This window comes from Amycolatopsis pithecellobii (assembly GCF_009707865.1).
GTDB classification, from domain to species: Bacteria; Actinomycetota; Actinomycetes; order Mycobacteriales; family Pseudonocardiaceae; genus Amycolatopsis_E; species Amycolatopsis_E pithecellobii.
In genome coordinates, this window is record NZ_WMBA01000010.1 from 29,912 (window position 1) to 41,295 (window position 11,384).

The 11,384-nt window shown below is 69.0% G+C and carries 13 protein-coding genes; 4 read left to right on the forward strand and 9 right to left on the reverse strand.

From position 1 onward, the window contains the following. Positions 1 to 13: 13 nt before the first annotated feature. On the reverse strand, positions 14 to 319 hold the full coding sequence (locus tag GKO32_RS09320; protein WP_154756487.1) for a YciI family protein: 306 nt from the start codon (positions 317 to 319) through the stop codon (positions 14 to 16). 254 nt (positions 320 to 573) lie between these two features. On the opposite strand from GKO32_RS09320, the gene trpS reads away from it, so the two are divergent. Continuing rightward, on the forward strand, positions 574 to 1,530 hold the full coding sequence (gene trpS / locus GKO32_RS09325) for a tryptophan--tRNA ligase (RefSeq protein WP_154756393.1): 957 nt from the start codon (positions 574 to 576) through the stop codon (positions 1,528 to 1,530). Here trpS and GKO32_RS09330 read toward each other — a convergent pair. The 5 genes from GKO32_RS09330 to GKO32_RS09350 are packed head-to-tail and all read right to left on the reverse strand — an operon-like array spanning position 1,496 to position 4,677. Then, on the reverse strand, positions 1,496 to 1,969 hold the full coding sequence (locus GKO32_RS09330; protein WP_154756394.1) for a type II toxin-antitoxin system VapC family toxin: 474 nt from the start codon (positions 1,967 to 1,969) through the stop codon (positions 1,496 to 1,498). The genes trpS and GKO32_RS09330 overlap by 35 nt on opposite strands. Beyond that, the gene (locus GKO32_RS09335) at positions 1,966 to 2,226 is read right to left on the reverse strand and encodes a type II toxin-antitoxin system prevent-host-death family antitoxin (RefSeq protein WP_154756395.1); all 261 of its coding nucleotides are present in this window, start codon (positions 2,224 to 2,226) and stop codon (positions 1,966 to 1,968) included. Before GKO32_RS09335 ends, GKO32_RS09330 begins: the two co-directional genes overlap by 4 nt. Positions 2,227 to 2,261: 35 nt before the next feature. Next, complete coding sequence (locus GKO32_RS09340; RefSeq protein WP_312867724.1) at positions 2,262 to 2,663, reverse strand: (deoxy)nucleoside triphosphate pyrophosphohydrolase; 402 nt, start codon at positions 2,661 to 2,663, stop codon at positions 2,262 to 2,264. Next, positions 2,660 to 3,958 carry a sensor histidine kinase gene (locus GKO32_RS09345; protein ID WP_154756489.1) on the reverse strand — a complete coding sequence of 433 codons (1,299 nt, stop codon included), beginning with the start codon at positions 3,956 to 3,958 and terminating at the stop codon, positions 2,660 to 2,662. Before GKO32_RS09345 ends, GKO32_RS09340 begins: the two co-directional genes overlap by 4 nt. A gap of 14 nt (positions 3,959 to 3,972) precedes the next feature. Beyond that, complete coding sequence (locus tag GKO32_RS09350) at positions 3,973 to 4,677, reverse strand: response regulator transcription factor (protein ID WP_312867725.1); 705 nt, start codon at positions 4,675 to 4,677, stop codon at positions 3,973 to 3,975. Positions 4,678 to 4,821: 144 nt separating this feature from the next. Between GKO32_RS09350 and GKO32_RS09355 the strand changes: the two genes are divergently transcribed. Genes GKO32_RS09355 through GKO32_RS09365 form a run of 3 tightly spaced genes read left to right on the forward strand, consistent with a single transcriptional unit; the run spans position 4,822 to position 7,732 of the window. Next, positions 4,822 to 5,871 carry a LolA family protein gene (locus GKO32_RS09355; RefSeq protein ID WP_154756397.1) on the forward strand — a complete coding sequence of 350 codons (1,050 nt, stop codon included), beginning with the start codon at positions 4,822 to 4,824 and terminating at the stop codon, positions 5,869 to 5,871. Beyond that, entirely contained in the window at positions 5,868 to 6,878 is a 1,011-nt protein-coding gene (locus tag GKO32_RS09360) for an ABC transporter ATP-binding protein (RefSeq protein WP_312867726.1), read from the forward strand. The genes GKO32_RS09355 and GKO32_RS09360 overlap by 4 nt, the downstream gene beginning before the upstream one ends. Next, positions 6,875 to 7,732, forward strand: coding sequence for an ABC transporter permease (locus GKO32_RS09365; protein ID WP_154756398.1), 858 nt, complete (start codon positions 6,875 to 6,877; stop codon positions 7,730 to 7,732). Before GKO32_RS09360 ends, GKO32_RS09365 begins: the two co-directional genes overlap by 4 nt. Here the strand turns inward: GKO32_RS09365 and GKO32_RS09370 are convergent. Genes GKO32_RS09370 through GKO32_RS09380 form a run of 3 tightly spaced genes read right to left on the reverse strand, consistent with a single transcriptional unit; the run spans position 7,713 to position 11,352 of the window. Next, a complete protein-coding gene (locus tag GKO32_RS09370) occupies positions 7,713 to 8,723 on the reverse strand; it encodes an ABC transporter ATP-binding protein (RefSeq protein WP_154756399.1) in 1,011 nt (336 codons plus the stop codon). The two genes, GKO32_RS09365 and GKO32_RS09370, sit on opposite strands and share 20 nt — an antisense overlap. Continuing rightward, positions 8,723 to 10,339, reverse strand: coding sequence for an ABC transporter permease (locus GKO32_RS09375; RefSeq protein WP_312867727.1), 1,617 nt, complete (start codon positions 10,337 to 10,339; stop codon positions 8,723 to 8,725). The genes GKO32_RS09370 and GKO32_RS09375 overlap by 1 nt, the downstream gene beginning before the upstream one ends. After that, entirely contained in the window at positions 10,315 to 11,352 is a 1,038-nt protein-coding gene (locus tag GKO32_RS09380) for a thiamine ABC transporter substrate-binding protein (protein ID WP_154756491.1), read from the reverse strand. Before GKO32_RS09380 ends, GKO32_RS09375 begins: the two co-directional genes overlap by 25 nt. Between the last annotated feature and the right edge of the window lie 32 nt (positions 11,353 to 11,384).

Consider the following 11,384-nt stretch of genomic DNA (forward strand, 5'->3'; position numbering starts at 1 on the left):
TTTCCCTTGTGCCTCAAGCGGATTGCGGCAGCAACTCGTTCAGCAGTCGCAACTCCGGCGCGGTGCGCGTCGGGGAGAACTCGATCACCTGGTGTGTCGCCAGGTGCTGAACGAAGAAGGGGTCCATGCACAGGATCGCGTTCAGTCTCGTCCGCGACATCGGCCGCGTGATGATCACCCCACCGGTGCGTGGATTCTGTCGGCCGGCCACCAGGAACTCCCCGGCCTGGATATGCCTTTCCACCCACTTGGCGTGATCCGGAAGCAGATAGTCGACTTCTTCGACGGGCGCTTTATAGGTCAGCAGCACAACGAACATGATTTGAAGGTAGACCCGTTTCGGCATACCGGCGGTCACAATCGCCGACTGGTCGATCACATCGGTTATGCACGGGTAAAGAAGGTTGTGCAGTGCGGTAAAGTGTTGCCATGCACAGCTTTGCCGGACTGTGGTGGCCGCCACCGGGCGGCTGATCGCTGTGCACTGACACACCCCCAGGCCGTCCCGAGTGGGCGGCCTTCCTTGTGTGCCAAGGTCTCCCGCGCGGGCGCCGCGAACGACGAGGAACGCACATGAGACTCTCCGGGATCACCCCGTCAGGCCACGTCCAGCTGGGCAACCACCTTGGCGCGATCGCCCGCTGGGCCGCCGAGGGCAGGCCCGAGGACCTGTATTTCGTCGCGGATCTGCACGCGATGACGACCCCGCACAATCCGCCCGCACTACGAAGCCGGGCGAGCGAGATGATCGCCATACTGATCGCCGCCGGAATTGCGCCGGAACGCGTTTTCGTCCAATCCGATCTTGCCCGGGAGCTCGGCGCGCTGACTTGGGTACTGGAATGCACGTGCAGTTATGGCGAGGCCGCCCGAATGATCCAGTTCAAGGAGAAGGCGAAATCCGGTGCGCGGCTGAGCCTGCTGACGTATCCGGTGCTGATGGCCGCGGACATCCTGTTACTGGGCGCGGACGAGGTACCGGTCGGCGAAGATCAGCGCCAGCACGTGGAATTGGCACGCGCGTTGGCGCGGCGGTTCAACTTGACCTACGGCGAGGTGTTCACGATCCCGCGTCCGGTGCTGCCATGGGCGGGCGCGCGCGTCCGTGATCTCGCGGAGCCGGCACGGAAGATGTCGAAGTCCAATCGCGACTCCGCGGGTGTGGTGTTCGTGCTCGACGAGCCGGACCTCATCCGCCGCAAGATCCGCCGCGCGGTGACGGACACCCATCCGGCGCCGGCGTATTCACCGGACGACCGGCCCGGAGTGTCGAACCTGCTGGAGATTCTCGGCGCCTGCACCGGAATGCCGCCACAGGAGGCGGCGACGGTGTACACGTCGTACGGCGCCTTGAAGGAGGCCGTCGCGGACGCGGTCATCGAGACGCTCCGGCCGATCCGCGAGCGCTCGCTGTCCCTGCTGGCGGACCCGGCGGAGCTGGAGCGGATCCGCAAGGCCGGCGCGATCCGTGCCCGCGAGCGCGGCGAACACCGCCTCAGCTCGGCCCTTCGGTTGATCGGGGCGGGCTGAGGGCGGTCAACGGGATGCCCGCCGCGGAGGCCGCTCGACGCTGCTGCTGATCGAACGAGCCGAGAACGACCTCCGTGCCGGGCCCTTCCTCGAGCAACTGGGCAGCCACGGCGAGGTAGCAAGCGTCGGCGCCGCGCAGTGGGCCGTGATCCCGGATGAGCCGGCTCGCAAGGTGGGCCACCTCCCGGTCGATGGTGTGCAGCACGAACCCGTCGAGCATGTTCGCCCAGGTCGTGGAGGCGAGCTTGTGCCGATGCCTCCCGAATACCTTGGGGTCCCTGCGCTGACGCACCGCAAGTACGGCCTCGACCTCGACCTCGACGATGCTCGGCGCACACCAGATCGCCGACTCCTCGTTCCACCAGCTCAGCGCGATGTCGGTGCCTTCTTCCTCCAACAGCACCTTTGTCGCGAATGAGGCATCAGCGACAAGGATCACCGGCGGTTGCCCGCGATGATCTCCGTCGAGTCGCCGCCGCCGGCATCGATCGGCTCAACGGGAATGCGGCGAGCCTTCGGCATGATGACGCGGCCTTGCTTTTCCAAGCGATGAAGAATCGCCTCGTCTGTCACGGGCACGATCTTCACGTAGGGCTTGCCGTCCTTCGTGATGATGGTCGGTTCACCAGTGCGCACGACCTCGTCGTGAATGGCCGCCATTTCCTGGCGGTATTCCTTCGTGCCGTGCGTAGTCATCGCCAGCCTCCTGAGTGGTGTACCCTCGCAAGGTTCTAGTGTACACTCGACAGGAGACCCCGCAGGGCCGGCAGCAGCTCCAGATCCGCGGGCAGCCACGGCAGCCGGTCCAATGCGGACGCCGTGACCCACCGAAGTCCCTTGTGTTCCAAGGCTTTCGGCTTCGCGGCCGGATCGGCCAGCGACGCCGCGTACACCCGGAGCACGAGATGCGCCCGCAGCGCGACGTCACCACCGACGCGGGCGCCGACGAGCACCTCGACGCCCAGTTCCTCGACGCATTCCCGGCGCAACGCCTCGGGTTCGGTCTCCCCGGGCTCGACGCGCCCGCCGGGAAGTTCCCACCGCCCCGCCACCTCGGGCGGGTACGCCCGCTGCTGCACGAGCAACGCATCGCCCCGCACTATGGCTGCCCCGACGACCACTCGCGCCTTCACGAAGCGGAGACGTTACCGGCCCGCCGCCAGGTCACCTGGAAGCGGGCACCGCCCTCCGGCGACTCGCTCACGGTGACCCGGCCACCCCGCCGCCGGACCGCCTCGGCGACCATCGCGAGCCCGAGGCCGCTGCCACCCGAAGTGCGGGATCGGTCGTCGGCGATCCGGTAGAACCGGTCGAAGACGCGGTCGCGGTGTTCCGGCGGCACCCCCGGTCCGTCGTCGTCGACGACCACGCGCACTGTCGCCCGCCCGGCCAGCACGGACACCACGATCTGCGACCGCGCGTACCGGCATGCGTTGCGCAGCAAGTTGTTCAGCACGAGTTCGACTTCCGGGTGAGCCGCGTGCGCCCACGCCGAGCCGACCACACCGTTGACCCTGGCCGCCACCGAACCGGGCGGCATCCGCTTGACGGCCGCGCGTGCTTCGGTCACCAGCTCGACCGGTTCCGCCGGCGGCACCTCCCCCGCGTCGGACCGCGCCAGCGACAGCAATTGGTCCAGCAGCGCCGAAAGCCGTTCCGCCTCTTCGAGGACGTCGGCCAGGGTTTCCTGTGCCAGTTCGGGATCCGGGTTCGCGACGGCGACCTCGGCCTGCACCCGGATCGACGCGACCGGTGAGCGCAGCTCGTGCGCCGCGTCGCCGGTGAACCGCCGCAGCCGCTGACTCACTTCCTCTTGCCGCGCAAGCAAAGCGTTGAAGTCGGCAGCCAGCGCGCGCAGCTCGTCGTGCGCCTCGGGAACGGCCAGCCGCTCACCGGGCGGCAGTGCCCGCAACGACCGGCGCATCCGCTCGACGGGCCGCAGCGCCGTCCGCACGATGAGCCAGGTCGCCACCGCGGCTAGCACCACGCCGATCAACGCCGCCCACAGCAGCCACCTCGAACCGAACTGCACCGCCGAGTTCAGCCCCACCAGCCCGGTGCCCGCCGCGACCAGCCGCAGCGAGCCGTCCGGGGCGGTCACCACGGCACCACGCCAGAACATCGTTCCATTGTGGACAGACGTGCCGGATTCGAGCGCACGGATCGCGCCCGCGCCGAGGTCCCGCACCGGCGGGCCGCCGTCCACCGGACCGCCGGCGGTGTCCAGCACGCGCAGGATCACCCCGTCCACGGGTGCGGGCGGGCGGCCCGCCGAGACCGCGGCGGACGCGGGCGCGAGTGCCTCACCGAGTTCGTGGTCGACCGAGGACAACCGCAGCGGACCCAGCCCGCGCCCGGCGAGCACCGCGAGTCCGACCAGTACCGCCGCGGTGACGATCGCGGCGGGCACGGTGATGCGGAGCCACATCGGCCAGCGTGAGATCACCCCGGGAGAACCTCGTCGAGCTGCGCGTCGGACGCGAGATAGCCATGCCCGCGCACGGTCCGCACGAGCGAACCGGCACCGACCGCGTCGAGCTTGCGCCGGACATACCCGACGTAAACCTCCACGACATTGCGGGTGGCCGCCTGCTCGTCCCCCCACACCGCCCGCAGCAGCTCGTCCTTCGTGACGACCGAACCTGCCCGGCTGACCAGCACTTCCAGCACCCCGAACTCACGCGGACTCAGCGCCACCGGACCGTCGTGCCAGCGCACCTCGCGGGCCGCCCTGTCCACCACGAGCCCGCCCAGCCGCAATGGCCCCCGCGTCGTTTCGCCCTGGGCGCGCCGCAAAACCGCACGCACCTGTGCGACGAGCACGACGAACGAGAACGGCTTGACGAGGTACCCGTCCGCGCCGAGATCCAGTCCGTCGGCCTGATCCACCTCGCCGTCCTTCGCCGAAATCATCAGCACCGGGGTCTGAATGCGCTCGGCGCGCAGCTGCTGCAACACCCGGTAACCGGAGAGACCGGGCAGCATGATGTCCAGCAGCAGCACGTCGAACGACCCGGTCTGCGCCAGCCGAAGGCCGGCCGGGCCGTCGGCGGCGGTCATCACGTCCATCCCCTCCGCACGGAGACCGCGGTGCAGTGCTTTGCGCACGCCCGGCTCGTCGTCCACCACCAGTACCCGAGGCTTCACGTTGCCCAGAATGCACGGTTTTCGCTGGCCGCGCGCCTGTTCTCAGCGGTCTCTCAGCGTCTCAGGGCCATCTCAGGCCGGCCAGAGGAGCGTTCTCGGCGGGGAACGAGCACACTGGTGCTCGCCGACACAGGGAGTATTTCGATGCAACCGAAGACGAAAGCGCTCACGGCGGCGGTCACGGGCTCAGCGGTGGGGATCGCGGGCCTGGCGTGGCTGGCGATGCCGGCGAGCGCGGGGGAAGCACCGCAGCTGCCGTCGATCAGCGCCGAGGAGCTCGTGCAGTCGGTGCTGACCACCAAGACGCCCGCACTCGACGGCACCGTGGCCGTGAACAACAACCTGGGGCTGCCGGTCACCTCGCTGCCGGGCGGGATCAACCTGAACATCGACGCTGCGCACGTCTACAACGACGGCAACGGCAACAGCAAGCTGACCATCCAGCAGGGCAACGCCGACACCACGGTGGTGCACAACGGAACCACCGTGTGGACCTACAGCTCGAAGGACAACACCGCGAACAAGTCCACGCTGCAGCCGCAAGCGCGGCAGCCCGAGGGTGTGCCGAGCGACCCGGCCGCCGCGGCGACCCAGCTGGTGGCGAAGGTCCGCGAGACCAGCACGGTGAGCGTCGACGGGACCGCACGGGTCGCGGGCCGTGCCGCCTACGAGCTGGTGCTGACGCCGAAGCCGACCGAGCACACGGTGCTGCGTGAGGTCCGGATCGCGGTCGACGCCGAGAAGCGTGTTCCGCTGCGGCTGGCGGTGATGACCTACGGCACGGCCGACCCCGCGCTGCAGGTCGCGTTCAGCGACATCGAGTTCACCTCGCAGCCGGCGAGCGAGTTCCAGTTCACCCCGCCGCAGGGGGCGAAGGTCACCGAGAAGCAGGCCGGACCGCAGCAGCAACGTCCCGAGAACACCGGTGACGTCAAGGTGGTCGGGGACGGCTGGGACTCAGTCGTCACCGGCACGGTCCCGTCCGACGCGCTCGCCCCCAAGCAGGGCCAGCAGGGTCGCAACGTAGACCCGAAGGCTCTGCTGAGCCAGTTCGGCAAGCCGGTCACCGGGCCGTACGGCAGCGGCTACCTGATCACCACCAAGGCCGGCAGCGCGCTGATCACCAACGACGGCCGGTTCGCCGCCGGCGCCGTCACCGAGCAGGTGCTGGCCGACGCGCTGGGCGCGAAGTGACCACCTCGTTCGACACCGAGCACGGGGCGGGCGTCACGGCGTCCGCCCCGGCTCCGGCGCTGGCCGCGCGGACCAGGGGGTTGCGCAAGGTGTACCGGAGCACGGTCGCGGTGGACCAGGTCGATCTGGACGTGCCCGAGGGCGCGGTGCTGGGCATGCTGGGCCCCAACGGGTCCGGGAAGACCACCACGATCCGGATGCTGCTCGGCCTGGTCCGCCCGACCGAGGGCGAGGTGGAACTGCTGGGCAGGCGGATGCCCGACAACGCACAGCATGCGCTGCCGGACGTCGGCGCGCTCGTGGAAGGGCCAGGGTTCCACCCCTTCCTGTCCGGCAGGGAAAACCTGCGCCGACTCGCGGCAGCCGAACCACGTCTGTCCACTTCGGACATTCCGAAGGCCGTCGAGGACGCGCTGGAACGGGTCGGCCTCGGTATCGCGGCACATCGCCGGTACAAGGGATATTCGCTGGGCATGAAGCAACGGCTCGGCCTGGCCGGCGCGCTGCTCGTGCCGCGGCGGATGGTCGTGCTCGACGAGCCGACCAACGGCCTCGACCCGGCAGGCACCCGGGAAATCCGCACCATCATCGGCGAGCTGCACGCCGAGGGCGTGACCGTGCTGGTCTCCTCGCACCTGCTCGCCGAGGTCGAGGCCACCTGCACGCATGTGGCCGTGCTGCACGACGGGACGGTGGTCGCGCAGGGCGAACTCGACGAGCTGCTCGAGTCCGGCAGCCCAGGGCTTGTGGTGTCCACTCCGGACGGCGACAAGGCACTGCAAGCCCTGCAGAGCAACAGGATTCCGGGCAAGCTCACCCCGGAGGGCGTTCGCGCGGACCTGACCGCGACGAGCGCACCACAGGTGGTCGAGGCGCTCGTACACGCCGGTGTCGCGGTGCACGAGGTGAAGCGCGAGCGCACCGGCCTTGAGGACCTGTTCGCCCGCCTGACCCAGCGTGACGCCGAAGGCGACCGACTGTCCGAAGTGGATGAGGTGAAGGCATGACGGCGGCCACACTGACCGCGGCGCCCGCGCGGACGAGCGTCCCGCTGACACGCCTGTACCTGGCGGAACTGCGCTGGATCTTCCGCCGCCCGCGCACGCTCATCGTGCTCGGGCTGCTCGCCCTGATCCCGGTCGTCGTCGCGATCGGCCTGTCGATCGGGCAGTCGAACAACCCGGGGGGTGGCGGCGGGGACGGTCTGTTGTCCGGTGCCGCGGCGAATGCGCTGGTGCTGCCGGTAGCCGTGCTGACGGTCACGCTGAACCTGTTGCTGCCGTTGACTTCCGCGATGTCCGCCGGTGACGCGATAGCGGGCGAGCTGTCCCACGGAACCCTGCGTGGCTGGCTGCTCGCGCCGGTGAGCCGTGGCCGCCTGCTGACCGTGAAAGCGCTCGGCGTGGCCACGTTCACCCTGACCTCCGTGGTGCTGATGTCGGTGGTCGGCACGATCGCCGGGCTCGTCATGAACGGCACCGGGTCACTGTTCACCCTGTCCGGCACCACGCTTTCGTTCGGCGCCGCGCTGGGTCATATCGCGATCGCGGCCGGCTGGGTGACCCTGCAGCTGTGGGCGATCGGCGCGGTGGCGCTGGCGATCTCGGCCTGCACCGAGCATCCGATGCTCGTCGTGGTGTCGGTGCTCGCGGGCACGATCGTGTCGACGGTACTGCTCCTGCTGTCCGCGGTGGACTGGCTGCATCCGTTCCTGCTGCCGAAATCCTGGGACTCGCTCGTCGACGTGCTGCGGGATCCGATGCCGGCCAGCGGGCTCACCGAAGGTGTCATCCGGGCCGTTTGCTACATCGCGATCGGGCTTTCGCTTGCGTATGCCCGCATCACGACGAAGGACGGCTGACCACACCCTGCTCGTCGAGAGCGAGCCGGATCTCGTCACCCGGGTTGAGATCGGCGTCCACCGCCGCGACCGCCTCCACGGTTCCCACCTCGGTGTGCACGCGCAGGCGAACATGGTCGCGACGGTGCACTTTGGACACGATCTCACCCGGGATGCCTGTGGCCGCGGGACGCAAGGCCTGCGGCCGAAGCCCGATCCGCACCGGGCCGTCGGGCTCTTCGCGGGTCAATTCCCCGAGCGGGAACTTGACCATGCCGCCCTTCGCCTCACCGTCGAAGAACGTTGTCACGCCAAGGAAAGCAGCGGTCTCGTCGTCCGAGGGCCTTCGCCACACCTCGCGCACGGCACCGATCTGCCGGACCTGGCCCGCACGCAGCACGGCCACCCGGTCGGCGAACGTGAACGCCTCCTCCTGATCATGCGTGACGAGCAGCGTGGTGATCTTCGCGCTGCGCACCAGTTCGGCGAGCTCTACGGCCAGCTGCTCACGCAGCCCGGCGTCCAAACCGGACAGTGGCTCGTCCAGCAACAGCAACCGTGGTTCCGGGGCGAGTGCCCTGGCGAGCGCCACGCGTTGCGCTTCGCCGCCGGACAGCTCGCTCACCCTGCGCCGCTCGTAACCACGGAGGCCCACCAGGTCCAGTAACCCCGCGACGCGGTCGGCCCGCTGTTTCGCGGGTATCCGGCGCATGCGCAGCCCGAAGGCGATGTTGCCGGCGACGTCACGATGCGGGAACAGTTGCCCGTCCTGGAAAACCAGCCCGAACCCCCGGTCGTGCACCGGAATGTTCGCCAGATCCTCGCCGTCCCAGCGAACCGTGCCGGTGGCGAGTGGTTCGAGTCCGGTGATCGCCCGAAGCAGCGTCGACTTTCCCGAGCCTGACGGGCCGAGTAGCGCCAGGACTTCGCCGTCGGCGATGTCGAGGTCGGCGTCAGCGACGGCAGTGAACGCTCCATAGTGGACGGTGAGCCCCTGGACGGAAAGTGCCATCAGAACTCCCCCACCCGGCCGGCCCCGAACCGGTCGATCACGATCACGGTTGCCATCGTCACCACCATCAGCAGTGCGCACGCGGCGTAGGCCATCTGGTTGTTCACCACACCCGGCCGCGCGATCAGCGAGGCGATCGCGACCGGCAGCGTCGGGGTTTGTGGCCGGGCAAGGAAACTCGTCGCACCGAACTCGCCGAGCGCGACGACATAACCGAAACCCGCCGCCGCGACGACGGACCGGATCGTGAGCGGCACGTCGATCTCCCGCCACACCCGCACCGGTCCGGCACCGAGGGTCGCGGCCGCCTGCCGCAGCCTTTCGTCGATGGACCTCAGCACCGGCAGCACCATCCGCACAATGAGCGGGATAATCACCAGTGCCTGCGCGAACGGCACGAGCAGTGGCGAGGTTCTCAGGTCGCCGGGCAGCGCGTCGAGCGTGATGAGATAACCGAATCCCACGGTGACGGCGGAGACACCGAGCGGCAACATCAGTGCGGCGTCAAGGCTTTCGGCCAGGCCATGCGACATCCGGCCCGACGTGCGGCGAAGCGTGACGACGACCACCGCGGCGGTCACCCCGATCACCAGGGCGAGCACAGTGGCGTCGGTCGCGGTCAGCAGCGAGTTCACCGCGGCTCCCCACCCGGAGATCTGGAGTGTGCCGTTGTTGCCGGTACTGGACAACGCCCGGTATCCGGCCAGGCTCCAACCGTCCGTTGTGGACACCGAGCGGATCAGGAGCCCGGCGATCGGTGTCAGCAACATGCCCACGACGGCCACCGCGGCGGCGACAATCCACCACTCACCCTTCACCGGGCGTCGCGCGGTTTCCTTGCGGGCGCGCAGTTTCAGCGCGGTCTCCCGGCGGCGCCGTGCCACGGCGCCGAGCATCAGCACGGCGAGCACCGCCGCGATCTGCACGAGTGACAGCGCCGCCGCCCCGGTCAGATCGAGCAGGTTCTCGGTGCGCAGGTAGATCTCGGTCTCCAGCGTGCGGAATCGCGCACCACCGAGGACCAGCACGACACCGAAACTGGTGGCACAGAACAGGAACACGACGGCAGCCGCCGAGGTGACCGCGGGCAGCAGTGCGGGCAACGTCACCGAACGGAACGCCCGCCAGCGTGACGCGCCAAGTGTCCTGGCCGCGTCCTCCGCGCGTGAGTCCACATGCGACCAAAGCCCCGCGACGGTCCGTGCCACCACCGCGACGTTGAAGAACGCGTTGGCCAGCACGATCGACACGACGCCGCCGTCCGGCCACAGCGCGCGGAACGCGAGCCCGACCACGACCGTCGGCAGCACGAACGGCACTAGCACCAAGGTGCGCAGCAACGCGACGCCGGGCAGCCGCAAGCGCGCCAGCACGAACGCCAGCGGCATACCGGCGAGCACGGCGATGACCGTCGAACCCGCGGCCTGCGCGACGGTGAACCACGCGAGCCGCCACGTCTCGCCCTGTGCGAGCGCGATCAGGACTCCGTTGCCGGCGAACCCCCGGCCGATGATGGCCAGCACCGGCCACGCGAAGAAGACGACCAGGAACGCGAGCGGCACGAGGGCCAGCGCGCCCAGGCCGGCGCGGCTTACTGGCCGAGCAACGAGCGCCACTGGCCAATCCACCGATCCCGTCCGGCCTGCACCTGGTCACCCGGCAGCGTCGCCGGGTTCGGCGGGAGCGGGGCCGCCTCCGCCCACCCCTTCGGCAACGCGACGCCCTCGCGAGCCGGGTAGACGTACATGTTCTCCGCGACGGTCGTCTGGAACTGTTGCGACAGCAGGAAATCGATCACCTTGTGCGCCTTGTCGGGCTGCTTCGCGCCGGCGAGCACCCCGGCGTACTCGACCTGGCGATAGCAGGTGTCGAGCAGCGCCTTGGTACGAGGCTTTCCGTCATCACCGATCTCGGCGGCCGGCGAAGACGCATACGAGACGACGATCGGCCGTGGGCCCTTGCCCGACGAGCCGGAGAAGTCCTGGCTGTAGGCCTCCTCCCAGCCACTGACCGACTTCACGCCGTTGTCATTCAGTTTCCGCCAGTAGTCCTGCCAGCCCTGCTCGCCGTACTTGGCGATGGTGCCGAGGAGGAACGCCAGGCCAGGTGAGGACGTCGCGGGATTTTCCACCACGAGCAGGTCCTTGTACCGCGGGTCGGTGAGATCGGCGTAGTTCTCGGGCGCCGGGATGCCCTTCTGCGTGAACCAGTTCGTGTCGATGTTGAGGCACACGTCGCCGAGGTCGACGGCCGACAGTCGGTGCTCGCTGTCGGCCGGGTAGCGCTGCGGCCCGCGATCGGCCTCCGGGCTGGTGTAGGAATCGAAGACACCCTCGCTGAGCGCCCGCGAGGCGAATGTCGAGTCGACCCCGTATGCCACGTCACCGAGCGGGTTGGCCTTCGTCAGCACCAGCGAGTTGGTGAGCGCACCGGCGTCACCCTTCTTGAGCACTTCGATCTTGATGCCGGTCTGCTGCTGGAACGCATCGAGCACCTGCTGCGGCGCGGTCCACGAGTCGTGCGTGACCAGCGTGACCGTGGCCGCGGAGTTCTCGTCGCGGCTGCCGACGAGCGTGCAGCCCGCGGTCAGTGCGGCGGTCACGGCCAGTACGACCGCGGCGCTCCACATGGCTCTCATCGGTCCTCCGTAAGTTGTCAGGT